20 protein-coding genes are annotated in these 24246 nt (G+C 67.7%); 9 read left to right on the top strand and 11 right to left on the bottom strand.

Going from position 1 to position 24246, the window contains the following annotated elements; translation table 11 throughout:
* Window positions 1-15 precede the first annotated feature (15 nt).
* From dnaE to lexA, 4 genes are read right to left on the bottom strand one after another with little or no spacing between them, the layout of a single operon-like run.
* Window positions 16-3180 (bottom strand): DNA polymerase III subunit alpha, encoded by a 3165-nt coding sequence (gene dnaE / locus DES52_RS00645; protein WP_245900540.1) that lies wholly within the window; start codon window positions 3178-3180, stop codon window positions 16-18.
* A 13-nt stretch (window positions 3181-3193) separates the two neighbouring features.
* Window positions 3194-3469 (bottom strand): hypothetical protein, encoded by a 276-nt coding sequence (locus DES52_RS00640; RefSeq protein WP_211317835.1) that lies wholly within the window; start codon window positions 3467-3469, stop codon window positions 3194-3196.
* Window positions 3466-4737: a Y-family DNA polymerase gene (locus tag DES52_RS00635; protein ID WP_110884830.1), complete on the bottom strand. Its 1272-nt coding sequence runs from the start codon at window positions 4735-4737 to the stop codon at window positions 3466-3468. Before DES52_RS00635 ends, DES52_RS00640 begins: the two co-directional genes overlap by 4 nt.
* Before the next feature lie 59 nt (window positions 4738-4796).
* Window positions 4797-5426 (bottom strand): transcriptional repressor LexA, encoded by a 630-nt coding sequence (gene lexA, locus DES52_RS00630; protein WP_110884829.1) that lies wholly within the window; start codon window positions 5424-5426, stop codon window positions 4797-4799.
* Window positions 5427-5805: 379 nt separating this feature from the next.
* On the opposite strand from lexA, the gene DES52_RS00625 reads away from it, so the two are divergent.
* Together DES52_RS00625 and DES52_RS00620 are read left to right on the top strand one after the other, a co-directional pair.
* The gene (locus DES52_RS00625) at window positions 5806-7113 is read left to right on the top strand and encodes a family 1 glycosylhydrolase (protein WP_110884828.1); all 1308 of its coding nucleotides are present in this window, start codon (window positions 5806-5808) and stop codon (window positions 7111-7113) included.
* The gene (locus tag DES52_RS00620) at window positions 7110-7871 is read left to right on the top strand and encodes an SDR family NAD(P)-dependent oxidoreductase (protein WP_110884827.1); all 762 of its coding nucleotides are present in this window, start codon (window positions 7110-7112) and stop codon (window positions 7869-7871) included. The genes DES52_RS00625 and DES52_RS00620 overlap by 4 nt, the downstream gene beginning before the upstream one ends.
* A 7-nt stretch (window positions 7872-7878) precedes the next feature.
* Here DES52_RS00620 and DES52_RS00615 read toward each other — a convergent pair whose 3' ends face one another.
* On the bottom strand, window positions 7879-8646 hold the full coding sequence (locus DES52_RS00615) for an SDR family NAD(P)-dependent oxidoreductase (RefSeq protein WP_110884826.1): 768 nt from the start codon (window positions 8644-8646) through the stop codon (window positions 7879-7881).
* An 85-nt stretch (window positions 8647-8731) separates the two neighbouring features.
* Here DES52_RS00615 and DES52_RS00610 point away from each other — a divergent pair, with 85 nt between their 5' ends.
* Together DES52_RS00610 and DES52_RS00605 are read left to right on the top strand one after the other, a co-directional pair.
* Window positions 8732-9376 carry an HAD family hydrolase gene (locus DES52_RS00610; RefSeq protein WP_110884825.1) on the top strand — a complete coding sequence of 215 codons (645 nt, stop codon included), beginning with the start codon at window positions 8732-8734 and terminating at the stop codon, window positions 9374-9376.
* 22 nt (window positions 9377-9398) lie between these two features.
* Window positions 9399-10304 carry a carbohydrate kinase family protein gene (locus tag DES52_RS00605; protein WP_110884824.1) on the top strand — a complete coding sequence of 302 codons (906 nt, stop codon included), beginning with the start codon at window positions 9399-9401 and terminating at the stop codon, window positions 10302-10304.
* 3 nt (window positions 10305-10307) lie between these two features.
* Here the strand turns inward: DES52_RS00605 and DES52_RS00600 are convergent, their stop codons facing one another.
* The 4 genes from DES52_RS00600 to DES52_RS00585 form a co-directional block, all read right to left on the bottom strand.
* A complete protein-coding gene (locus DES52_RS00600; RefSeq protein ID WP_110884823.1) occupies window positions 10308-12854 on the bottom strand; it encodes a PAS domain S-box protein in 2547 nt (848 codons plus the stop codon).
* 67 nt (window positions 12855-12921) lie between these two features.
* A complete protein-coding gene (locus tag DES52_RS00595) occupies window positions 12922-14067 on the bottom strand; it encodes a hypothetical protein (RefSeq protein ID WP_110885164.1) in 1146 nt (381 codons plus the stop codon).
* Between the two features lie 94 nt (window positions 14068-14161).
* Complete coding sequence (sdaAA, locus tag DES52_RS00590) at window positions 14162-15010, bottom strand: L-serine ammonia-lyase, iron-sulfur-dependent, subunit alpha (protein WP_110884822.1); 849 nt, start codon at window positions 15008-15010, stop codon at window positions 14162-14164.
* A 119-nt stretch (window positions 15011-15129) separates the two neighbouring features.
* On the bottom strand, window positions 15130-16038 hold the full coding sequence (locus tag DES52_RS00585; protein WP_211317834.1) for an AfsR/SARP family transcriptional regulator: 909 nt from the start codon (window positions 16036-16038) through the stop codon (window positions 15130-15132).
* A 232-nt stretch (window positions 16039-16270) separates the two neighbouring features.
* Here DES52_RS00585 and DES52_RS00580 point away from each other — a divergent pair, with 232 nt between their 5' ends.
* From DES52_RS00580 to DES52_RS00570, 3 genes are all read left to right on the top strand, one after another.
* Complete coding sequence (locus tag DES52_RS00580) at window positions 16271-16672, top strand: adenine nucleotide alpha hydrolase family protein (protein ID WP_110884821.1); 402 nt, start codon at window positions 16271-16273, stop codon at window positions 16670-16672.
* A 20-nt stretch (window positions 16673-16692) separates the two neighbouring features.
* Entirely contained in the window at window positions 16693-18906 is a 2214-nt protein-coding gene (locus tag DES52_RS00575) for an ATP-dependent helicase (protein ID WP_110884820.1), read from the top strand.
* A gap of 194 nt (window positions 18907-19100) precedes the next feature.
* Window positions 19101-19967 (top strand): lincosamide nucleotidyltransferase Lnu(F), encoded by an 867-nt coding sequence (locus DES52_RS00570; RefSeq protein WP_110884819.1) that lies wholly within the window; start codon window positions 19101-19103, stop codon window positions 19965-19967.
* A 218-nt stretch (window positions 19968-20185) separates the two neighbouring features.
* Here DES52_RS00570 and rpoD read toward each other — a convergent pair whose 3' ends face one another.
* Together rpoD and DES52_RS00560 are read right to left on the bottom strand one after the other, a co-directional pair.
* Entirely contained in the window at window positions 20186-21655 is a 1470-nt protein-coding gene (rpoD, locus tag DES52_RS00565) for an RNA polymerase sigma factor RpoD (protein WP_170130825.1), read from the bottom strand.
* A 147-nt stretch (window positions 21656-21802) separates the two neighbouring features.
* Complete coding sequence (locus DES52_RS00560) at window positions 21803-22921, bottom strand: class I SAM-dependent methyltransferase (RefSeq protein ID WP_110884818.1); 1119 nt, start codon at window positions 22919-22921, stop codon at window positions 21803-21805.
* A 27-nt stretch (window positions 22922-22948) separates the two neighbouring features.
* Here DES52_RS00560 and DES52_RS00555 point away from each other — a divergent pair, with 27 nt between their 5' ends.
* Window positions 22949-23599 carry a ribonuclease HII gene (locus DES52_RS00555; protein WP_110885161.1) on the top strand — a complete coding sequence of 217 codons (651 nt, stop codon included), beginning with the start codon at window positions 22949-22951 and terminating at the stop codon, window positions 23597-23599.
* 10 nt (window positions 23600-23609) lie between these two features.
* The gene (locus tag DES52_RS00550) at window positions 23610-24233 is read left to right on the top strand and encodes a YczE/YyaS/YitT family protein (RefSeq protein WP_245900538.1); all 624 of its coding nucleotides are present in this window, start codon (window positions 23610-23612) and stop codon (window positions 24231-24233) included.
* Window positions 24234-24246: the final 13 nt, after the last annotated feature.

Genomic DNA, 24246 nt, shown 5'->3' with positions numbered 1-24246 from the left:
AAGCAGTGTAGCGGCTCAACCGTAGTCGTAGCCGCGCGTCCTCACCGAGACCTCCAGCGCCTCCACCCGCTCGGCGGCGAGGGCGCGCGCCCGCCCCGCGCCGTACACGACGCCCTGCACGATCAACGCGGCGGCGTCGCGCAGCAGCACGCGGTTGGCTTCCCACAAGTCCGGGCGGATCACGATTTGCACGCGCGTTTCACGGTCTTCGAGCACGAAGAACGCCACGCCTCGCGCCGTCGGCGGCTTTTGCCGCGCGACGATGAGGCCCGCCGTGCGTACCCGCTCGCCGAGCCGCAGCGTCGACAAGCTCTCGCAGCCGAGGTCGCGCAACTCGGCGCGCAGCAAGTCGAGCGGATGCATGCCGTCCTCGGACAAGCCTTTCGTGGCGTAGTTCAGCGCGAGAAGCTCCGCGTCGCTCAGCATCGGCAACGTCGGCGTGTCCTCCACAGGCAGCAGCAGCGGCGCGCGTCCGCTCGGCCCCGCGTTCCACAGCACCCCGACGCGGTGAAGCGCCGCGCGCCGACTCTCGTGAAGGTCGTCGAACGCCCCGGCGAGGACGAGGGCTTCCGCCACGTCCCGCTCGACGCGTACGCGCGCGTGAAAGTCGTCGACGCCTCCGAACTTGCCGCGCGCGTGGCGCTCCAAGACGATCTCGCGCGCCACCTCGTCCGAGATGCCCTTCACGCCCACGAAGGGCAGACGCAGCGCGTGCGTGCCTTCCGCCTTGTGCCGCGTCGAACTGCGGTTCACGCACACGCGCAGGAGCTTCACGCCGAAGCGCCTCGCTTCCGCCGCGAGGGTCGACAAGGGCCACATGCCGGGATGCTCGGCGAGGACACCTGCCCAAAACGGCGCGGGGTGATGGCGGCGCAGCCACGCCGAGGCGTAACTGTGCTGCGCGAACGCCCACGCGTGACTTTCCGCGAATCCGTAGCCGCGAAACGCGGCGCACATCGCGAAGCACGCCGCCGCGTCCTGCTCGGTCCAGCCCGAGTGAGACACCGCCGCCGCCACGAAACGCGCCCGCAACTGCGCGAGTTCCTCCTCGTCCTCGCTGTTCGACAGCGCCTTGCGCATCCGCGCCGCCTCGTTCCAGTCGAAGCCGCAGACTCGAACGAGAATGCGCAGCACCTGCTCTTGAAAGAGGATGACGCCGTGCGTGCCTTGCAACAGCGACTTCAGCGGTTCGGGTTGGCGCGGCACGGACTCGAGACCGCGCGCGCGACGCGTGTACGGATGGACAGTGTCGCTTTGAATCGGTCCCGGTCGAAAGAGGGCGATTTGATGCGCGAGTCCCGTGAGGTCGCGCGGCCGAAGTTGCGTCGAGAGGCGCACCTGACCGGGACTCTCGATTTGAAACAGGCCCATCGTGTCGCCCGCGCGAATGTCCTCCCAAACGCGCGGATCGTTCGGAAGCGCTCGGAAGTCGATCCACTCGTTCGTGAGGCGCACGACGTCCTCGCGGGCGCGCTCCAAGGCCGACAGCATCCTGAGGCCCAAGAGGTCGAGCTTGATGAGGCCGAGCTTCTCGACGTCGTCCTTGTCGAACGACAAGATCTTGAGACCGCCCGAACTTCGGCTCACGGGCGAGAAGTGCGCCAAGACCTCGCCGCTGAGCACCACGCCGCCGCTGTGCGGAGCGAGGTGCCGCACGAATCCCGGCTCCATACGCGCCAAGAGGTCGAGCAGCACGAATTTCACGGGCGCGTCACCGAGCACCTCGTCGAACACCACGCTCGCCCGAGCGGCACTGGCGGGCCGCAGGGAACGAAAATCGCGTCCGAGCGCCCTCGACAAGCGGTCGCGTTGCGCGGGCGGCATCCCGAGGGCCCGCCCGAGGTCCTGCACGGCGCTCGGCAGACGATACGTGATTCGGTTGGCGACCATCGCCTCCGCCGCGTGTCCCCAGCGCTCCTCCACCCACGCGATCACCTCGCGGCGCCGCGCCGAGGAGATGTCGAAGTCCACGTCGGGCATCTCGGTCTTGCCGGTGTGCAAAAAACGCTCGAAGCACAAGTCGTGCTCGATCGGATCGACGTTCGTGACGCCGAGCAGGTAGCACAGCACCGACGCCGCCGCCGATCCGCGTCCAGCCGCGAGGATGCCGCGCGAACGGCAGAACTCGGCGACTTCGAAGGCCGTCAAGAAGAACTCGGCGAGGTCGAGCGACCGCACCACGGCGAGTTCGTAACGCAGACGCCGCTCGGCGTCTCGTAAACGCCCGGGCTCGTACTTGCCCGCGAGGGCGGCGTAGCACAAGCGCTCCAAGTGCTTGTGCGGCGTCGTGCCCGGCGCGCGGTGACACTTCGGCGGCGTGACTCGCTCGGCGAGCAAGTCGAGGTCGCACTCGCGCGCGATGCGCGACGCGTTGGCGAGGGCGTCCGGAAAGGGAAGAAGCCGTCCGTACGTCTCGGGGCTTTGCAGCAGCGTCGCGTCGTTGCGAGGCCGCGCCGCGTGCGGCGTCGTCACGTCGATTCCGAGGCGCGCGCACGTGAGGGCGTCGAGCAGGGGAAAGTCCGTCGCCTCGACGAGCCGCACGTCGGGCGCCGCCACGAGCGGCAAGCCGACGTCGCGCGCCAGCGCCCGCAGGTAGTCGCGCCGACGCGTGTCGCCCGGCGCGCGCTCGTGGTACACCTGCACGAACAGGCGGTCGCGAAACACGCCCCTGAGAAGGTCGAGGTGCCGCAGCACGTCGGGCAGACGCCGCCGAGCGAACAGCGCCGTCGGAAATCCGTCTCGCCCGCCCGTGAGGCAGAAGAGGTCGCCGGAAAGCTCGGCGAGAATGCGCGCGTCCGGAACGCGTGACGAATCGGCCTTGAGGAGCGTCAGGAACTCGTTAAGGTTGCGGTAGCCGCTTCTCGACGCGGCGATCAGCACGATCGGAAACGCTTCGCCTTCGAAGCGAACGGGTACGGTCGCGCCGACGAGCCCCTTCACGCCCCGCTCCTTGGCGGCCGAGGCGAGTTCCACCGCGCCGCCGACCTCGCCTTCGTCGGCGAGTCCCACGGCCGAGAAGCCGAGGTCGGCCGCTCGGCGCACGAGTGATTTCGCCGAGCGCACGCCCGCCCCGAACGAGAAGAAGCTGCGCGCGGTCAGCAGCGCGTCGAGGCGCGCCGTTCGAGCGTCGAGCTGAACCGTGAGGTCCTTCGACGAGACCAGCCTCAACGCCTGCGACACGCTTCGCCTCGCCTCAATCCACGACGCGCGCCAGCACCCACAAGTCCGCGCCGCCCGCCTCGAATCCCGGCAGGAGCGCGCGGCGATCCTCGCGATACACTTCCGCCACGATCTGCGCGAAGTCGATGAGCCAGTAGTCACGCGGAAAGCGCCCCGCCCACCACTCGCCGCCCGCTCGCCACGCGTCGATCACGCTTCGTGTTCGCAGCGTTCGCCGTTCCCAGCGCACGACGAGCGGGGCGCCGCCTGGTCCGGCGTGCACGTCCACGACCTCGAAGACTTCTTTCACGCGCTCCCTCCGTCCGCGTAGTTCGCGCCGAGCCGGAAGGTCGGCTCGGCGGTGTCCGGCTCGGGCGGGCGCGGGCCGCGCAGCGGTCGGGCCGCACCGGGAACGCGCCGTCCTCGCCGCTCGCCGTCGCGCCAGCCGAGCCACTCGAAGCGCGCGTCGGACGAGAACGCGTCCTCGTCGAGCACGCGCGCTCGTACCAAGGCGTCCGGAAAGCGGGCGAGCACCGCGTCCGTCGCCGCCACGGGCGCCTCGCGCTCCCACAGCCCGCCTTGCCTCGCGGCCCGCGCGAGGCCGCCAAGGTGCAGTTCGACGCGGTCCACGCCCAGTCCGCCCACCCGAGCCGACTCGAGGGCGAGGAACGCGAGCCGCGCGATTCGGCCCGCGTCCCTCAGCGGCTCCTTCGCGGTTCGCACGCCCTCCAGCCACCCGCCCTCGGTGCGGACGCGCACCGAGAGCCGCGCCGCGAGCCGCCCGCGAAGTTCTTGCAGCGCTTCTCCGGCGAGGAGACTCAGCACCTCCTCCCACGCGCCCGGCTCCGTGACGGGCTCTTCGAAGTCGAAGCCGACCTCGACGCGTGGCGCCGAGCGAAACGAACGCACGACGTCGCCGCGCGGTCCGAACAGGAACGGTCGCAGGAAACGCGCGTCTTCCCCCAGGAACGCGGCGAGTTGCGCCTTGCTCCAGCGCGCGAGCTCGAAGGCGCTCGACACGCCCAGCAGACGCAGCCGTCGCGCGTTCGCCTCGCTCAAGCCCACGACGCGCAAGGCGTCCACGGGCACGCACCGCAAAAAGTCGTCCTCGCCGCTCCTCTGCACCGTGACGCACGTTCCTTCGGCCGCGCACGCTGCCGCGAGAAGCGCGCTTTCACGTGAAGGCGCGGCGCCCACGCGCGCGTGCAGAAAGGCCGCGAGCTCACGCGCCGCGCCGAGCGTCACCGTGAGCAGGGCCCGTCCCTCGCCCAGCGGCTCCACCTTCGGCGAGTACGCGAACAAGTCTTGCAGCAGCGCTTCCCACGCGCCCGCCAGAAGCGGCGGCGCCTCCTCCTCGTGCGCGAGCTCCGGAGCGCCCGACGTCGCGGCGTGCAACGGCATCCCGACGCGCACGCCGAGCGACGTCGCCGCGTCGCTGGCGTGCGCGACGCGCCCGCCGCGCGTGACGACGACCGGCGGACCCGCGAAGCCCAGCGAGCGCCGAGCGTGCCACAGCGCGAACGGTTCGAGCCGCACGCAGACGACGAACGTGCGGGACGTGCCGAAGGTGCTGTTCAAGGGACGATCACCTCCTCGCGGGCGCGCCGAGCGCGTTCCGCGTCACGAGTCTTCGAAGTTCAGGCGCGGCTGCGGCGCGGCTTGGGTCCACCGACGTGCCCGACGAGACAGCCTTGCACGCGCACCGCCTCCGCCGGAAAGGTCATGGGCGCATACGCGGGGTTCTCGCTCACGAGCGTCACCGTGCCGCCGTCCAGGTAGAAGCGCTTGAGGGTCGCCGTGCTTTCGCCCGGCAACAGCACCACGGCGATCTCGCCCGCCAGGCAACCGCTGCCGGGCCGTACGACGACGACGTCACCCGGATTGATGCCGACGCCGACCATGGAGTCGCCGCGCACGCGCAGCAGATAGTCGCCTTCGCGCAAGTCGAGGACGTCGCTGAGCATCGCCGCGTGACCGTCCACGCGCTCGTCGGCGAGAATCGGTTCGCCCGCCGCGATCTCGCCGACGAGCGGAAGGGTGCTGAGCTCGCGCCGTCCCGCGTCGGTGAGGGTGAGCGGAGCGTGCCCGACGCGCGGCGCGAGGAAGCCGAGGTGCTCCAGCGCGGCGAGGTGCACTTGCACGGCTTGCCGCGTCGTGCCGAGGGCGGCGGCGAGCTCCATCGTCGTGACGGGCCGCCCGAGGTCGGCTTGCAACTTCGCGAGCGTTCGAAGAATGGCTTTGCGTCGATCCGTGAGGCGTGGCGGCACGCGTTCCTCCTGTCACCCTTGGGTTGCCTTTAGACAACTGACAAATAGCAACGTATGGCTGCCTTGAGTGTGCAAGGACGGCGCGGCAAAAGTCAAGCACCTTTCCCCGAGGCCAAGAGCAGGTGAAAGCGTCGAGCCTCGGCGTCTGTCTCGCTCGAAGTCCTTCGCCGCCCGTCACGGTACGTTCCGGCGCCCATAAAGTCGGCGAGCAGAAAATCACTGCCGACGAGCGCCTTGCTCGACTTCGAATGGATAAATGCTGTGTTAACGGGCGGCAGAGCGCGGCCCTCTTGCAACGCGAACGATCTTCAGCGTCTCTTCAGCGCTTCATCCAACGATGATGGCCTGCTCTGCACACTCGAGCAGCGGAGGTGCACCGTTGATCTACTTCATGTTCGCCACCGGCATCGAGAACTCCTATCCCACCATAGAAGGCGGGCGCGTGCGGCAAGACGAGATGGCGAAGTGCCGTCACTACGACTTCTGGGCGCGCGACTTCGACCTCGTGCGCCACCTCGGCGTCTCGTTCCTGCGCTACGGACCGCCCATTCACACGACGTGGACGGCTCCCGACCGCTACGATTGGAGCTTCGCCGACGAGACCTTCGCGGGTCTGCGCGACCGCGACCTCACGCCGATCGTGGATCTGTGCCACTTCGGTGTGCCCGACTGGATCGGCGACTTCCAAAATCCCGATTTCCCCGAGCAGTTCGCGCGTTACGCGGGCGAGTTCGCGCGGCGCTTTCCGTGGGTGCAGCTGTACACGCCCGTCAACGAGATGTACATCTGCGCCCTGTTCAGCGCGAAGTACGGCTGGTGGAACGAGCAACTCACGACCGACCGCGGCTTCGTCACGGCCCTCAAGCACATCACCAAGGCGAACGTCTTGGCGATGCAAGCCATCCTCGCCGTGCGACCCGACGCGATCTTCATTCAAAGCGAGTCCAGCGAGTACTTCCACGCCGACAGTCCCGCCGCCATCGCGCGGGCCGAATTCCTGAACGAAGTGCGCTTCTTGTCGCTCGACCTCAACTACGGCCACCGCGTCGGCTCGGAAATGTACGAGTACCTCATGGACAACGGCATGACGAGAGACGAATACCACTTCTTCCTCGATCAACAAGTCAAGCACCACTGCATCATGGGCAACGACTACTACGTCACCAACGAGCACCTCGTGCGTCTCGACGGCAACACCGAGGCGAGCGGGGAGATCTTCGGGTACTCGGTCATCACGAATCAGTACGCGTCGCGCTACAACTTGCCGATCATGCACACGGAGACCAACGTCTCGCAAGGAGAGCGCGGCGACGAGGCGGTGCGCTGGCTGCGCAAGGAGTGGGCGAACGTCCTGCGCGTGCGTAACGACGGCCTGCCAATCGTGGGCTTCACGTGGTACTCGCTCACCGATCAAGTCGATTGGGACTCGGCCCTGCGGGAAAACAACGGGCGCGTCAATCCCTTGGGACTGTTCGACCTCGACCGCAACATCCGCCCCGTCGGCGAGGCGTACAAGAAACTCATCGCCGACTGGAAAGACGTCTTGCCGACCCAAAGCGTCGTCCTGACCGTCCCGATCTTTCCGCCGCGCGACCAAGAAGGCGAGGCCGCGCGCAAGATGCGCGACCAAGCTCGCGTGACCCACGAGACCCGCGACGCCGCCTACCGCAAAGGAGCGAATCCATGACCTCGCCGACCGATCCTTCCTCGTTTCCGCAGCGCTTTCGTGGCAAAGCCGTGATCTTGACGGGCGCGGCGAGCGGCATCGGCCTCGCGACCGCGACGCGCTTCGCGCGGGAAGGCGCGAGCGTCGTCATCGCCGACCTCGACGGCGACGCCGCCGCGAAGGCCGCCGAGGGCCTCGGGGCGTCGGGCGCCCTCGGGGTGGGTTGCGACGTCTCCGACCCCGAGCAGGTGGGTGCGTGCGTCGACGCGACGACGTCACGCTTCGGGCGGCTCGACGTCGTCGTGAACAACGCGGGCCTCATGACGTTCAAGCCGCTGACCGACCTCACGGTTCAAGATTGGCAGCGCGTTCTCGCCGTGGACCTCTTGGGCGCCTTCTCGTTCATCTGCCGCGCCTTGAAGGTCATGAAGCCCGGCGGGGCCATCGTGAACGTCTCCAGCATCCACGCGCGCGAGACCGAGGCGCTCGTCGCGCCGTACGCCGCCGCGAAGGCCGCGCTCGTGTCGCTCACGCGCAGCGCCGCCATCGAAGGCAAGCCGCGCGGCATTCGCGTGAACGCCGTGCTGCCCGGGGCGGTCGACACGCCGATGCTGTGGAACAACCCGAACGTGAAAAGCGGCGTCGAGAAGATCGACCGCTCGGACGTGGGCCGTCCCGAGGATCTCGCGGCGGCCATCGCCTTTCTCGCGTCGGACGACGCGGCCTTCGTGCAAGGCGCCGGACTCGTCGTGGACGGAGGGCGCCTCGCCCACCTGTGAAGGCGCGTTACACGGGCCGTCCCGCCATCATGAAGCTCGCCGTCATGCCGCCGTCCACCGTCAGAATCGCGCCCGTCACGAAGCTCGCCGCCGGAGAGGCGAGGAACGCCACGACCTCGGCGACTTCGCGGGGCTCGCCGAGGCGCCGCAAGGCGTGCAAGTCCTCGTAATCGCGCCGTGTCCGCTCGGGGTCGTCGCTGCTCGCGATGGCCTTCAGTACGCCCTCCGTGGCGATGGCGCCCGGCGCGACGGCATTGACGCGAATGCCGCCCTCGGCGAGGTCGAGGGCGAGCGAGCGCGTGAGGTTCACGAGGCCGCCCTTCGAAGCGTTGTACGCCACGTTGCCCTGCTCGGCGAACAGACCTTGGACGGACGCGACGTTCACGATGGCGCTTCCGCGCGGCATGAAGGGCAGCAGGGCGCGCGTGAGCAGCAGGGGCGCCGTGAGGTTCACGTCGAGCGTTCGCTGCCAACCCGAGGTGTCGACCGTCGTGACCGAACCGCCCGCCGCTTGATGCGCCGCGTTATGAACGAGGACGTCGAGCGTGCCGAACGCGTCGCCCACCGCCGCCCCGATACGTCCGCGTCCCTCGTCCGTGGCAATGTCGGCCGTGACGCCGAGCGCGCCGAGACGCCGCGCGGCGTCCTCGGTGTCCGTCACGTCCACGACGAGGACGTCGTCGCCTCGCTCGCGGTACAGCTCGGCGACCGCGAAGCCGATGCCGCGCGCCGCGCCCGTCACGAGCACCCGCCGCTTCGAAAGTTCGTTGCTCATAGCCGGAGGATAACTTCCTCGTAACCTCAAGACCTTCCGAGCTTCTTTCCCATTCGCGGCTCTTCGAGCGCGCCTACCCTGCCGTATGACCATTCGAGCGATGATCCTCGACATCGACGGCACGCTGCTGAGCAGCAACGACGCGCACGCCCGCGCCTGGGTGCGCGCCTTCGGCGAAGAAGGACTCGACGTCACCTACGACCGCGTGCGGTCGCTCATCGGCATGGGCGGCGACCAGCTCGCGCCGCGCCTCGGCGTACCCGAGGATGCCGCGCGCTTCAAGCGCCTCAAGGAAGGGTGGAAGACGCACTTCCTCGACGAGCTTCCGACGCTCCAGCCGACGAACGGGGCGCGCGATCTCGTACGAGGCTTGTTGGAGCGCGGCGTGCGCGTCATCTACGGAACGTCCGCCGACGAGGCGCTGCTGGGTGACATGCTCAAGCAAGCCAAGCTCGACGACCTCGACGTTCCCGCCACGACCTCGTCGGACGTCGAGGCGAGCAAGCCGCGCCCCGACATCGTGCTCGCCGCCCTCGACAAGCTCGGCTTGCCTCCGGGCGAGGTGTTGATGCTGGGCGACACGCCGTACGACGTGCAATCGGCGGCGCAGGCGGGCGTGCGGGCGGTTTTCGTGCGGACGGGCGGCTTCGACGATCCCGAGGAGGCGCTCGCGTGCTTCGACGACGCGGCGGCGGTCCTCGCGCATCTGAACGACTTGCTGCCAAGCTGAAGCCTTGCTTTAGACTGCGCGCATGTCGATCTCGTCGAACTTGCCGATCGTCGTGTGCGCGGGCGAAGCGCTCGCCGACCTCGTCCGCACCGGGGAGCGCGCGTGGACGCACCACCCGGGCGGCGCGATTTGGAACGTCGCGCGGGCTTGCGCCACGCTGGGCTTGCCGACGGGCTTCGCGGGCGCCGTCGGCGAGGACGTCTTCGGTGACGACCTCGCTCGCGCCACGCGCGAGGCGCGCCTCGACGAACGCTTCTTCCAGCGCGCGCCGCGCCCCACGCTGCTCGCCGTCGTGCACGAGCTTCACCCGCCCGCCTACTACTTCCTCGGCGAGAACGCCGCCGACCTCGCCTTCGCCGCCTCGAAGCTTCCGAACGGCTGGGAGCGCGCGGCTCGCTGGCTGCACATCGGCGGCGTCAGCCTCGCGCGCGCGCCTTTGAACGAGGCGCTCTTGGACATGGCGCGCCTCGTGAAAGCGGCGGGCGGACGCGTCTCCTTCGATCCGAACGCGCGCGTCTCGCACCGCGACCCCGCGTATCGTCCCGTGTTCGAGGCGGCCCTGCGTCTCGCCGACTTCGTGAAGTTCAGCGACGAGGACGTCCGCTTCTTCTTTCCGAACCGCTCGGAGGACGAGGCGCTTCTCGAAGTGCGCGCCTTCACGTCCGCCCCGATCGTCGTGACGCGTGGCGGCGACGGCGCGACCTTGCTGCACGGCGCAGAGCGGCGCGAGTTCGACGCGGTGAAGGTGACGGTCGCCGATACGGTCGGCGCGGGGGACGCTTTCGTGGCAGGCGCCCTCTTCAGCGAGACGAGCCGTTCCGAACGCTCGTGGGCCGATCACGTCGCGTTCGCCTTGCGCGTCGCCGCGACCGCCTGCACGCGAAGCGGCGCTTACGCTCCGACCCTCGCGGAAGTCGGGGCGCTGTGAAGTTCAGCCTCCTTTCGGAAGGCTGAACGAGAAGGTCGCGCCCGCCCCGTCCACGGACGTCGCGTCCACCTCGCCGCCGAGGCGCGCCACCGCGCGCTTGACGTTGGCGAGACCGATGCCGTTGCCTTCGAACTCCTCGGCGGAATGCAGCCGCTGAAAGACTCCGAAGAGCTTGTGGCGGTACTTCGGATTGAAGCCCGCGCCGTTGTCGCGCACGAAGATCACGTCCTCGGCGCCGCGGTCCTCGGCCCACACGTCGATGACGGCCTCGCCGCGTCCGCGCGTGTACTTCAAGGCGTTCGACAGCAAGTTGGTGAGGACCGTGTGCAGCAGCGTCGGGTCCGCTCGAACGGTCGGCAAGGACGCGACGTTCCAGCGAACGCGCCGCTCGCCGAGGTCCGCGGCGAGTTCGGCGCGCACGGTGTCGAGCAGCACGCCGAGGTCGACGTTCGTGCGCTTCAAATCGCCGCGTCCCAAACGCGAGAAGCTCAGCAAGTCGTCGATGAGGGCGTTCATGCGGGTAGTCGCCGACTCGATGATGTCGAGGTAGCGACCGCTCTTCTCGTCCACGGTGACGGCCCGTCGCAGCAACCCCACGAAGGCCGAGATGTGACGCAGAGGAGCGCGCAAGTCGTGAGAGATGCTGTACGCGAACGCTTCGAGGTCACGGTTCGCGGCGACCAGGGCGGCCTGCTTGTCTTGCACTTCCCGCACCGCGCTGGAGCGCTCCAACGCCAATCCGAGGCTCGAAACGGCCGTTTCGAGCAGTGCCCGTTCGGGCGGCGTCCATTCGTGCCGTCCGAACAGGGCCACGCCGAAGATGCCGCGCGCCTTGCCCGCCACGAGCAGCGGAACGTTGGCGATGCCGCCGATGTGGTTCGCGTTGTTCCCGAGGTCGTCTTCGCGGTCGTACAGCGTTTGGTAATCGGGCACGCCCGTCTCGAACGGTCCCGTGAGGTTGGGCATGGCGCGCTTGGGCAGACCCGCGTCCACGGCCGCTTGAAGGGTGTCGTCGCGAAGGCTGCCGTGCTGCGCTTTGAGACGCCACGTATCCTCGTCGAGTTCGTAGTAGAGACCGGCGCCGGGCGGAAGCAGGGCCATCACGAGGTCGAGGGCGCGCCGAATGAGGGCGAGGTCGTCGCCTTCGAGGCTGAGCTCACGCGCGAGGTCCGAGAAGGCGGTGAGCGCGCGATTTCTCGCCGAGAGCTCGTCGCGTTGCTCCTCGAGGCGGCGTCCGAGTTCCGCGCGCTCCAAGGCGAGCGCGAGGCTGCGACCGACCGCGCCGAGCACGGCACGGTCGCGGTCCGTCCACGCCCGCCCGCCCTTGTCGCCGAGAGCGATCATGCTCCGCGCCTCGCCGTTGGAGACGAACGGATAGAAGGCGACGGTGTGGTACGTCGGCGCTGGAAACGGCGAGTCGTTGATGGCGGAACGCGCGTGCTCCGACTCGTTGGCGGCCGCCAAATTCGTGAAGAAGGCGGGGCGGCGAATTCTCGCGACGTTCGCGAGGGTGGACGCCTCGAAGGCGGGCCCTTCACGCAGACGTGCCGCGTCCGCCTCGGAGAAGCCCTGCGACAACGCCGTCGCGCGCCACCCGCCCGACCGATCGTCCAAGACGTAGTAGCACAAGTCGACGTTCGATCCCAAGGTGTCTTGCAACACGTCGATGGCGCGCCGCGCCAGGACACCCTCGTCGAGCTCGCCGCCCGCCGCTTCCGTGAAGGTCGCGAAGGCTTCGAGAGCTCGGGCGTGCGCGCCGAGTTCGGCCGTGCGGCTCGCAACGCGCGCCTCCAACTCGCTCAGCAGCATCGTCGAGCGCGCCTCCGCGAGCTTCTGTTCGTGCACGTCGTTCATGGACAAGACCCACCCGACGTGCTCCTCGTGCCGCACGGGGTTCATGTGCAACAGATGCCAGCGGGCCTCGCCGTCGCGGCCCTTGACCCGCACCTCGGCGACAAGCGGCGAGCCTTCCGCCACGTGCGTTCGCACGCGCGCTCGCAGCGCTTCGCGGTCCTCGTCGTGCACGACGGCCGTCCAGTCCCCGCCGAGCTCGAGCCGCTCGCCCGTGTACGCTTGCCATCGCTCGTTGGCGCGCAGCACGCGTGCGTCGGGCGCGAGCATCAAGACGACGCGCGGCGAAGCCTCGAAGAGCGTGCGGAACAGCGCCTCGTCCGTCCGCGACGTCTCGGTGTCACGCCGCTCTCGCGTCACGTCTCGCACGTGCAGGCCCGCGCCGCCTTCGTGCGGAAAGGCGCGGTAGGCGACGTCCCTACCGACGGCGAGTGTCACCTCACCGTCGACGACCTCGCCGCTCGAGGCGCGCTCGACCGCGCGGAGCAAGTCGGTGTCGCGCGCGAACGGCAAGGCGTCCCGCACGCCTTGGCCGAGAAGGTCGTCGGGCGTAGTGCCCGCGAAGGTGCCCGCGGCCGGGTTGGCGTACGTGACGCGTCCGTTCGCGTCGAGCAGCCAAAGCGGGTCGGGCAGGAATTCGAGGGTGGAGCGCGGCGTGTTGTGCAGCGAGGAATGCGGTGAGGACGATTTCCCGTTCACGAGTGACTCAGACTGTAGCGACTGCCTCGCGGCGGCGCGATAAAGTGCGCGACTCCTTTAAGAAATCCTAAAGAAGGCCAAGGGCCGTCATACGCCGCGTGTCCAGCAGCCGTTGGTACAAGCAGGCTTTGAAAAACGCGTTCCAAGCGTACGGCCACGTCTGCCCGCTGGAGGCGAGCGCGGGGTTGTTGTGCCAGCCGGGCGCGAGAAAGTACAGCCAGGCGTCCTCGTGCGGCACGGCCGAGTTCGGCCCGATGCCCGCCACGTAATTCATGTACCCGATGAGTCGCGACGCGCTCAGCACCAAGTTTGCGTACGGCCTCATCAACAGCGAGCGGGCGTCCGCCTCGTTTTGCGGAAACGGCACTCCCAGCGTCACTCCGAGCGCGCTCAAGCGCGCTTCTTGTCCGAGGGCGTCTTGCCACGACATCTGCGTCAAGCCCACCGTTTGGCTCACCTCGCCGCTCACGCCGCTCGATCCGTAGATTTGCGAGGTGCGCAGCGCGATCGTGTCGGCCGCCTTGCGCAAGGTGCCCGACAAGCCGTACGCGACGGTGTCGCCGCCCTGCTCGGTGTCGACGATCGCCGCGAGGACGGCGGCGGGAAAGCGCGTGGCGTTCGCCGCGCGCTGAATCCAGCGGGCGTTCTCGAAGACGACGTCGGGCGCCATCGGAACGGGGCTGTGCGCGGTCATGGCGCGCGCGAGCCGTTCCGAGTCACTGCGCGGCGCCTCGTGCAAGGTGAAGTGCGCGAAGGCCAGCCAGCGCGACGCGTCCGCGAGGGCCGCCTCGGGGCTGGAGAAGGCCGAGCGGCGTCCCAGCGCGGGCGTCTGGTTGCGCGTCTCGACTTCCAGCAGCCGCATCGTCGCGCTCGCTTGGGCGGCTCCGAACAAGTCGTGCGCGTGGCGGTACACGTCGAAGTGCGCTTCGAGCAAGCGTACGCGCCGCCTCGAAGAAACTTTCGAGTCGTTCAGGACGCGCTCGTACCGTGCGGCGAACTTCACGTAGTCGCGCGTCACGTCGAGCGTGAGGGCGCTCGGGGGCGGCAGTTGCGGCGCGTCGAGCTGGCCCGAGGCGCTCACGGCGTCCAGGCGCTGAGTCGCGAGCCACGCGACGCTCGGGCTGAACGCCACGAGGATCACGACGATCGCACTGGCCGCCGCGATGTGCCGCCGGATTCGTTTTCGTTGCTCGGGAGGGCGTGCGACCGTCACCGAACCAGCGTACAAGCGTCTCGTGAAGGCGACAAGCGCCGACCTTCATCTCTCAAGACGCCTTCACGTTCGTTTTGATCGAAGTCGTCGTCACTCAACCGCCGCGCTCCAAGTCGGCCATGACGCGCCGTCCGGTCGGCGTCTGGGCCAGGCCGCCCTCGGCCGTCTCCTTGAGCTCCAGCGGCATCATGCGTCCGACTTCCGCCATGGCCGTCACGACCTCGTCGGGCGGAATGAACGACTCCAGGCTCGCGAGGGCGAGTTGCGCGGCGCTCACGGCGTGCACGGCGTAGAAGGCGTTTCGTGACACGCACGGCACCTCCACGTATCCGCCGACCGGGTCGCACACGAGGCCGATGGTGTTCATCAGCGCGAGGCTCGCGGCGTGCACGCAAGCGCGCGAGCTACCGCCGAGCAGTTCCGTGACGGCGGCGGCGGCCATGGCGGCGCTCGACCCGATTTCGGCTTGACAACCACCCGCCGCGCCCGAGATGTACATTTGGCGCGAAATTGCTTTTCCGATGCCCGCCGAGAGAATCAGGGGCATCACGAGGCGGTCGTCGTCGAGACCGAGGTGATCCGCTACGCCGAGGAGGGCGCCCGGAATGGTGCCCGCGCTGCCCGCCGTGGGCGCGGCGACGATCCGCCCCATGCGGGCGTTCTCCTCGTTGACGGCCATCGCGTACGCCTGCACGCGCTTGAGAAGCGGCGCGCCCAAAGCGTCGGGCGCGTCCCACAAGCCCTTGGCGTTCCAGCCCACCATGCCCGTGATGCTCTTCGCGTCCGTCTTGAGGCCGCGTTCGATCGACGCGCGCATCTCGGTGATGCGCGAGCGCATGACGCGTTTCACGTCGTCGGGAGAGAGGCCGGTTTCCTCGCAATCGGCTTGCAGGACCCACTGGGAAGCGGGCGACGGAGCGTTCAGAATGTCATCCAGAGTCATAGCGTCACCAAACGGTCGTTCGGTTCACTATAGCGTGTTCGCGTCTAGACAATGCGACTCGGGGCACCCGCCATGAAAAAAAGCTCGCCGATCCGGCGAGCTTGCCACGATCGGTTAGCTTATCCTTCCAACTGAAGCAACTCACCGAGTACGCCCGGGCAATGCCCGTCGGGCGTGAGGGGGCAGTTGAGCGTCAGCGTGGCGTCGCTGCCACGCGAGCCCACGCAGATGTGCTCGCCCGTCTTGATGCGCTCGGCGAGTTGCGTCGTCTCATTCATCGGCGTGTCGCCGAGATCGTCGCGCAGAAACTTGATGAAACGGCGATAGTGCTCGATCGCCGCGTACTTGCCTTCCACGACGCTGAGGCAGGTCATGAGCTTTTGGTGGTAGTTCTCCCCGATGAACGGATCGGCGCGCAGCGCTCGCACGAGCGCCGACACCGCGCCGCCGCACTCGGTGCGCTCGCAGTGTAGCAGCGACAACTCCACGCACGCGCGCACGTACGCCGCGCGGTGCTCTTCGCGCGCCTGCGTCGCCCACTCGGCGCTCTCGCCCGGCAAGTAGTCTCCGCTGTACGCTCCGAGCGCTCGTTGCAACGCCGCCAGCTTTTCGGCGCCCGCCGCGAGATCCGCGTCGCGCAAGCCCGCGTACACGTCGTGCACGTCCGAGGCCCGAAAGACCTCCGGCGCGAGACGGTACCGCCCGTACTCTTCCACGACCGCCTCGGGCCATCCCAGGGCCGTGCGCAGACGATGCAGCGTCACCCGAAAGCGGTTGCCGCTCGCCGCGTCCGGCCCCAACTCCCACAAGCCTTCCCAAATCTCTTCTCGCGTGCGCCCTTCGGGAAAGGACAGCAGGTAGAAGAACAAGTCGCGCGCCGACGCCGCGTGCCACTCGGCAACAGCCCCGTTCACGAGGACTTCCCGGGCGCCGAGCGTGCGAACTCGCAACGTCGACGAAGTGGGCGGCGTCGCTCGGCGAGCGGCGCGGGAAGATTTGGCGGCGGTGCGGGGGGTCATGTCGTTCATGGTGGACTCCTGGCGTTACGAAGCCATTACGGACGCGTGCAGGACGAAGAAAAAGGACGTAACACTTCTGTAACGAGCGAGCTTGAGACTGCAAGCTGACGGAATACCGAACCCTTCACGAGCGGTCGAAGTCGAACCTGAAACGACACACCGTGTGCCTCGCAGCTATTTTAACGAGACCTTGAAGGAAAAATCCGCCTCTGCTCTCAATTCTCACTTCTGAAAGGACTATATGTACCGCTCTATCCTCACGCCCATCGATCTCAGCCTTCGAGATCCCCTCGCGCCTCGGCACGCCTTCGACCTCGCGCGCCTCTTGGGTTGCCGCGTCACCTTGGTCGCGTCGACGAGCGCCGCCGACGGGCTCTCTCGACTCGCGAGCCTCGCCGAAGGCGCGAGGCGCACGCCCGAACTCGTCGTCCTGCCCGAACAAGCCGACCCCGAACGTGCCTTTCTCGCCCTCGCGTACAAAGAGCGCGTCGACTTGCTCGTCGTCGACACGAACGTGTCCTTCGCCGCAGCCCTGCGCTCGGCCGCCACCCTGCCCCTCCTGCTCGTCCCGCCCAGCCGCGCCGAGCCACGCGTCGACCGCTGGCTCAAGGCCGCCGAGGTGACGCGTCCGCCCCTGCCGTGAAGGAGCGCTAGAATCCTTCGGTGAGCCGAGACCTCCTCTCCCAACTCAACCCCGCGCAAGCCGAGGCGGCCTCTCACTTCGAGGGGCCCGCGCTCGTGGTAGCCGGCGCGGGAAGCGGCAAGACGCGCACCCTCGTCTACCGCATCGCGCACCTTATCGCCGCGCACGACGTCGCCCCCAACCAGATTCTCGCCGTCACCTTCACCAACAAGGCCGCCGCCGAGATGAGGGAGCGCGCCTCGCACCTCGTTCCCGGCGCCGAGGACCTCTGGATGAGCACCTTCCACTCGGCGGGCGTGCGCGTCCTGCGCGCCTACGGCGAGTACATCGGCCTCAGGCGCGGCTTCGTCATCTACGACAACGACGACCAACTCGACCTCCTGAAAGAGGTCCTGGGCAACCTTCCCGGCGTGGGTCCCGACGCCAACCCACGGCAACTGCGCGCCGCCATCGACCGCGCCAAGAGCAACCTCTGGTCGCCCGACGATCTGCAGCGCCAAGGCGAAGACTTTCTCGCGGGCCTTCCCAAAAGCACCGCCGTCGAAGGCTACCGCCGCTACCAATCGCGCCTTCGCGCCCAAAACGCCATCGACTTCAACGACCTCATCGTCGAGACCGTTCGCCTCTTCCACGAGGTGCCCGCCGTTCTGAGCAAGATCCAAGACCGCGCCAAGTTCATCCACATCGACGAGTATCAAGACACCAACGGCGCTCAGTACGAGCTCGCCCGACTGCTCGCTTCGCGCGACCGGAACCTGCTCGTCGTCGGCGATCCCGATCAATCGATCTACGCCTTTCGCGGTGCGAACATCCGCAACATCCTCGACTTCCAGAAAGACTACCCCGACGCCCAGGTCTACCGACTCGAGCACAACTACCGTTCCAGCGCAAAAGTCTTGCAACTCGCGAACAAACTCATCGAAAACAACACCGAGCGCCTCGAAAAGACCTTGCGGCCCGTCAAGCTCGAAGGGCACGACGTGCAATACCACCGCTCGGACGACCACCGAGGCGAGGCGGACTTCGTCGCCGAGCGCATCACGCGCCTGCGCGCGGAAGGCATGGACTTCGACGATATCGCGATCTTATACCGCACGAACGCCCAGTCGCGCGTCCTCGAAGAAAGCCTGCGCCGCCTGCAAATTCCCGCGAAGATCATCGGAGGCGTCGGCTTCTACGACCGCCGTGAAATCAAGGACATCCTCGCGTACGCCCGCCTCTCCATCAATCCCAGCGACGACGTCGCCCTGCGGCGCATCGTCGGACGCCCGAGACGCGGCATCGGCGATCAAGCCCTCGCGAAGCTCGCCGAGTGGGCGCAAAAGGAAAGCGTGAGCCTCCTCGCCGCCTGCGCGCAAGCCGACGAGATCTTGGACCGCGGCGCGAGCAAGGCCGAGGAGTTCGCCAAGCTCATGGGCGAACTGTCCGACGCCGTCGAAGCGTACCCGCCCGAAGGCTTTCTGCGCATCGTCATGGACGTCACGGGGTACATCGACATGCTGCGCGCCGAAGGCGAAGAGGGAAGAGGCCGCCTGGAGAACCTCGAAGAACTCGTCGTCGCCGCCGAGGAGTGGAGCGCCGAGAACGAAGGCACCATCGCCGATTTCCTCGACGACGCCGCTCTGCTCGCCTCCGTCGACGACGGACGCAGCAAGCGCGAAAACTCGGACGTTCCCGAGGAAGCCATCACCCTCATGACCCTCCACAATGCCAAGGGCCTCGAGTTTCCCGCCGTGTTCATCGTCGGGTGCGAAGAAGGCCTCCTGCCCAGCAAGAACGCCCTCATGGAGCCCGGCGGCATCGAGGAGGAGCGGCGCTTGTTCTACGTCGGCATCACGCGCGCCATGGACCGCTTGTACCTCACGTCCGCTCAAAACCGCATGACCTACGGCAAGACCGTCGCCACCGAGGACTCGCGCTTTCTCGAAGAACTCGGCGGCGGCTTCGAGACGATCGACGAGTACGGCCAGAAAGTCGAATACAAAAAGAGCTCGTGGCGCCACTCGCGCCCCACCGTACCGAACGTGCCTCAACAAGGCGCCCGCAAGGACACCAGCCCCATGACCGAGGGCATGGCATACAAAGGCGGCGAGAAGGTCAAGCACCCGAAGTTCGGCGACGGCCGCGTCCTCGCCGTGTCCGGCTTCGGCGACAAGCAGGAAGTCACGGTCGCCTTCGACTCCGTCGGCATGAAGAAACTGCTCGTGAAGTTCGCCAACCTCACCACCACCTGAAGGCGCCGCCGCCCGCTTCACCGGGAAGTTTCGCCACAGCAGTCTCCTCCTCGGTTTCCCGAGGATACGAGTCGCGGTGGTGAAAGCGCGACGGACCCACGATTCGCCCGCTCTGCAAGTCCACGGCGGCGAGCGCGCCTCAAAGCGTCAGGGCGTCTTGGAAGCGACCTCGGAAGGTCGGGTACGCTGACCGCATGACGATCCTTGTCCAGCACGAGTGGATCGAACGAGTCCGTGCGCTCGCCCAGGCCGACGAGCGTCTCGTGGCCGCCCTCACCTACGGCTCGTTCACGAAAGGTGAAGGTGACCAGTACAGCGACGTCGAGTTCTGGCTCTTCGTCCGGGACGACGCTTTTGCGCACCTCGATCGTGTCGGGTGGATAGAGGCGGTCACGCCGACCCTCGCGGTCTTCGACGATCTGCCGGCCCACCTCACCCTCGCGATCTTCGAGGGGTACCGTCGAGGTGAATTCCACTTCGCGCGAGCAAGCGAGATGAGCGATGTACGCTCCTGGGTCGGCAACGGCCCCTTTCCCGCGCCCGAGGCCATGCTGCTCGTCGACCGGACCGGGGAACTCCACGGGCACCTTCGATACCTGCACGACCACCCCCCGAAGCATGGGGAGGCCAGCGAAGTGCTGAGTTTGGCGCACAGCTTCATCAACTGGTACGTCCAGGGGGCGCAGGTCTTGCGTCGAGGCGAGCATGCCCGCGCCCTCGACGCCCTCGGCATCGTGCACATCCACCTCCTTCAGCTGGCCCGCCTCGTGGAGGGCACGACACGGCACTGGCCCACGCCCAGCAAAAATGCTGAAGTCGAGCTGTCTGCCGAGGCGTACGCGCGGTTCCGCCAGTGCACGTCTGCCTTGGAACCTCGGGCGTTGAAGCGCGCGTACGCTCAGTCGTGGGGATGGGGAAAGGAACTGGTCGGGACGCTTCTGAGCCTGAAAGGGGTGGAGTGGCCCGCGGTCTTCGAGGTGGCCTTCGAGACGCTTTTCGCCGCCGAAGCCGATCGAACTCCCGAGGATCGAGCCTCGGCCAACGCATGCAGGTGTCGGTAACATCGGCGGACGGCCCGCTGCGCGAACGTCAGGAGGCAAGGTGACTGCTGCTCGGCACCCGCGCCCCTCGTGGAACTCGACCCTTCCAACTTGGAACGCCGACTTCGAAATCAGCCTCGATCGGCGTGCCCTCGGCCTCTCCGCCTTCCTGAAGGCATCCATCGGTAAGCAACGACCTCCGCTCGTGGGCGGAGGTCGAAGGGTCGCGGGCGCCCGCTTCAGTCGAGGAAGTCGCGCAACTTGCGCGTGCGGCTCTCGTGGTACTTGAGCTTGCGAAGCGCCTTGTTCTCGATTTGACGAATGCGCTCGCGCGTGACGTTGAAGTACTGGCCGACTTCTTCGAGGGTGTGCTCGCGGCCGTCCACGAGGCCCTTACGAAGCTTGAGGACCATCGCCTCGCGCTCGGTGAGCTTGCCGAGGGCTTTCTCCAACTCCTCGGACAGGAGGGTCTTGGCGGCGTTCTCGACGGGCGAGTCGAGGTTCTCGTCGGGAATGAAGTCGCCGTAGAACGAGTCCTTCTCGTCGCCGATCGGCGTTTCGAGGCTGACGGGCTCTTGCGAGACCTTCTGGACTTCCTCGACTTTCGCGGCGTCCCACCCTGGACCCATCGCCTCGGCGATTTCCTCGTAGGTGGGTTCGCGCGACAATTCCTGCTGCAGTTGACGTGCGGTGCGCGTCAACTTGTTGATCGTCTCGACCATGTGCACCGGGATGCGGATGGTGCGCGCCTGGTCGGCGATCGCGCGGTTGATGGCCTGACGAATCCACCACGTGGCGTACGTGGAGAACTTGTAGCGGCGGCGGTATTCGAACTTCTCGACCGCGCGGATCAGGCCTTGGTTGCCTTCCTGAATAAGGTCGAGGAAGCCGAGGCCGCGCCCCGTGTACTTCTTGGCGATGGACACCACGAGACGCAAGTTCGCCTCGATCAATCCTTGGCGCGCGGCGGCGCCGTCTTCGAGTTGGCGTTGCAAGCGGCGGCGGGCGCGCTCTTCGAGGTCGGGTTCGGTGTCGAGCTGCTTCCTGGCTTCCTCGCCTTCCTCGATGCGGCGCGCGAGGCTGATTTCCTCTTCGAGGGTGAGCAGGGGCACTCGGCCGATTTCGTGCAGGTATTGACGGACGGGGTCGTTGCTGACCGCGCGCGGCATGTCGTCGAGGAAGCGCTCCTCGTCCTCCTCGCCTTCGGCAGGGCCTTCCGCCTCGTCGTCCGCTTCGAGATCTTCGTCGAGGTCGTCGTCCGCGTCGAGATCTTGCACTTCGATCGACTGCGCGGTGAGATAAAGCTGCAGCTCCTCGAAGGCGTCGGCGGACTCCGGGTCGAGCCCCGAGCCTTCCAGGGCGGTGGCGAGGGCCGCTGCGACGTCCTCGCTGGAAACGACGCCCGCGGCCTTGCCGGCTTTCACGAGGTCGGTGATAGCGACGTGCTGCAGGTAGGGACGCTCGGCCACGGTCGGCGCGACCTTCGGCGTGGCGTCGTCACCTTTGCCTTTGGCTTTCTTGGTGGGCGTGGCGTCGTCGTCGCCTTTGCCCTTCGTCTTCTTCGCGGCGCCGTCCGCCTTCGTCTTCTTCGCCTTCGGGGCGGGCGGGGGGCTCGTGGCTTGTGTGTCGTCGACCGTGTCGCCGAGGCTCGCGTCGAGCGGCTGGCCTTCGTTCTTCTTGCGGGTGCGTGCGTTTCTCGCTTCAGTCATGCTCGCTCCGTTGTCTCCTCTTGAGGGTACGGTCGATCGTGGGCGTTCGTTCCGAGTACGTCAAGGGGTCAGTCTAGCAAAGTTTGTCATTTTTGCGTCGCTGCCGCGTGACAGTGCATCTTCACAGGGTCATCACGCTCGCTTCCGTCACGACTTCACCGCCCGCAGAACCTTGAAGCCCTTCGCGCGCGCGAGGGTCGACACGCGGCCCCACGCGGAAAGCTCGTCCTCGTAGGGCAAGAAGTCGTTCGCGACGAGCCGCATCTCACCGCCCGGAGTGAGGTGTCGCCCGGCGGCGCGCACGAACTCGCGCGCCACGCTCAGCACGACGCGCCGCCCGACGTGAAACGGCGGATTGGACACGACGAGGTCGAAGGTCTCGCCGTCTTGCAAGGCGCTTGCGACGTCGCTGTGCCGTACGTCCCCGGCGAACTCGCTCGCGCTCAAGGTGCGCCGCGCGCTCTCCACGGCGAGCAGATCGTCGTCGAGCAGCGTGACGGCCCCCGCGCCGCGCCGCGCCGCCACGCCGCCGAGCACGCCCGCGCCGCATCCCAAGTCGAGGACGCGCTTCGCGCTCACGTCGCCGAGGTGTTCGAGCAGCAGTTCGGAGGCGACGTCCACGCCCGACGCGCTGAACACCCCGGGCAGGACGTGCACGTGCAGGCCGTGCGCTTCGTACGTCGCCACAGCGGGAAAGGCAGGAGGGTCGGGTCGTTCTTTCACGAGCCGTCCGACGCGCATCCCGCCGTCGCGGGCGATCACCTCGCCGCTTCCGTACGCTTCGCGCGCCCACTTGAAGTACCGCTCGAATCCCTTGCTCTTGTCGCCCGCGAGGTACAGCGTGCCTCCGAGGTCCGTCGCGCTGTGTGCCCAAGCCAGCATCGCCTCGGTGTGCGCGTTGCCGCGGTCGCCCGACAAGACGAGCGCCACGGTCGGGGCCGTGCCGACGTCCTCTCCGGGAAGCGCGGCGTGCACGACGTCGAACTGCTCGTCGAGCACGAGTAGGGCCGCCATGGAGCGCTCCACGAGCCTCGGCTGGACGTCGAGCGCGAGCCCGAGCAGGCCGCCCATCGCCGTCAGGTCGATGAGCTTGCCTTCGGCGCCGTCTTTTCGCATGGCAATCGCGAGAAGGGCTTGCGCGTCGTCCACGCCCGGTGCGCCTCGCACGCCCGCCTTCGTGAGGACGCCGCCGACCGCGTCGAGGTCGGCGAGCTTGGGGGGAAGCTTTGCGCGGAAGATGTCGGTGTAGGCGCTGGGGTCGGCCATGGCGTGGAGTGTAGCGCTATCCTGCGAATCGTGCCGCACTTCGACCTCGAGCGATCGTTCTGGGATCAAGGCCTCACGCTCGTCGCGGGCGTGGACGAGGCGGGCCGCGGCGCATGGGCCGGACCGGTCGCCGTGAGCGCGCTGATCCTCCCGGCGCTGTCCGAGTCCTTTCCGTTTCGCGATTCGAAAACGCTGAGCGCGGCGCGGCGCGAACAACTCGCCGAAATCGCCCGAAGCGTCGCCGTCGCGTGGACGGTGGAGTTCGCGTCCGCCTCGGAAGTCGATGCGAAGGGCGTGCTGAACGCCACGAAGGCGGCGGCCTCGCGCGCGATCGCCCGCCTCGAGCCCGCGCCGCAAGCGCTCGTGACGGATTACCTCAAGCTCGACACGACGCTGCCCTTTCTCGCGCCGCCGAAAGCCGACCGCGATTCCTTCTCGGTCGCCGCCGCGAGCCTTCTCGCCAAGACGGCGCGTGACGCGTACATGACGACCTTGGACGACGCCTTTCCCGGGTACGGCTTCGCCGCGCACAAAGGCTACGGTGTGAACGCCCACCGCGCCGCCCTGCTCGACCTCGGGCCGTGCGCGGAGCACCGCCGCTCGTTCGCGCCCGTCGCGCACGCTCTGCAAGCCCGCCTGCTCCGTGCGCCCGCGCTTCTTTCAGAAGCGAAGCGCTAAGCTGGCCGTCGTGACTGCCGCGCCGCTCGCCTCCGTTCGCTCCTGGCCGTTTCCCGCGCGTCTGTTCGTCCTGCTCGCGGGCCTGTTTCTCTACGGCTTCGCCATTCGCCTGCAAATCGACGCGTCCGTCGGCCTCGCGCCGTGGGACATCTTTCATCAGGGCCTTTCGCGCAAGACCGGGCTGACCTTCGGCACGGTGAGCGTTCTCGTCGGCGTGCTCCTCGTCGGGGTGGCGTGGTTCTGGCTTGGCATGAAGCCGGGCGTCGGAAGCGTGCTGAACATGCTGCTGATCGGCTTTTTCATCGACTTGCTCGCTGGACACGTACCGACCCCCAACTTGCTGTGGCTGCAGTGGGCGCAGTTCGCGTTCGGCGTCGTCCTCTTGGGCCTCGCGACGGGCACGTACGTCGCGGCCAGCATGGGGGCGGGACCGCGCGACTCCACCGTGTTGGGGCTCAGCTCGAAGTACAGCGTTCCCGTCGGTCGTGTTCGCACTGCCATCGAGGCAATCGTGCTGTTGTCGGGCTGGGCGCTCGGCGGGCACCTCGGACTCGGCACGCTCGCCTTCGCCCTCGGCATCGGCCCTGCCATGAGCTTCGGATTGAAGTTGTACGGCCTGGAACGCCGCAAGTAACGATTCGGGGAAC

Origin of the sequence: Deinococcus yavapaiensis KR-236 (assembly GCF_003217515.1) — a bacterium.
Taxonomy (GTDB): domain Bacteria; phylum Deinococcota; class Deinococci; order Deinococcales; family Deinococcaceae; genus Deinococcus_A; species Deinococcus_A yavapaiensis.
The sequence above is the reverse complement of the archived record's forward strand: the minus strand, read 5'-3'. Positions and strand labels throughout refer to the sequence as shown.

Bases quoted from the DNA above. Each gene is read 5' to 3' on its own strand.
- DES52_RS00620 (WP_110884827.1), top strand. From the start codon at position 7,110: ATGACCTCGCCGACCGATCCTTCCTCGTTTCCGCAGCGCTTTCGTGGC.
- DES52_RS00615 (WP_110884826.1), bottom strand. From the start codon at position 8,646: ATGAGCAACGAACTTTCGAAGCGGCGGGTGCTCGTGACGGGCGCGGCG.
- DES52_RS00610 (WP_110884825.1), top strand. From the start codon at position 8,732: ATGACCATTCGAGCGATGATCCTCGACATCGACGGCACGCTGCTGAGC.
- DES52_RS00605 (WP_110884824.1), top strand. From the start codon at position 9,399: ATGTCGATCTCGTCGAACTTGCCGATCGTCGTGTGCGCGGGCGAAGCG.
- sdaAA (WP_110884822.1), bottom strand. From the start codon at position 15,010: ATGACTCTGGATGACATTCTGAACGCTCCGTCGCCCGCTTCCCAGTGG.
- DES52_RS00585 (WP_211317834.1), bottom strand. From the start codon at position 16,038: ATGAACGACATGACCCCCCGCACCGCCGCCAAATCTTCCCGCGCCGCT.
- DES52_RS00580 (WP_110884821.1), top strand. From the start codon at position 16,271: ATGTACCGCTCTATCCTCACGCCCATCGATCTCAGCCTTCGAGATCCC.
- DES52_RS00570 (WP_110884819.1), top strand. From the start codon at position 19,101: ATGACGATCCTTGTCCAGCACGAGTGGATCGAACGAGTCCGTGCGCTC.
- rpoD (WP_170130825.1), bottom strand. From the start codon at position 21,655: ATGACTGAAGCGAGAAACGCACGCACCCGCAAGAAGAACGAAGGCCAG.
- DES52_RS00560 (WP_110884818.1), bottom strand. From the start codon at position 22,921: ATGGCCGACCCCAGCGCCTACACCGACATCTTCCGCGCAAAGCTTCCC.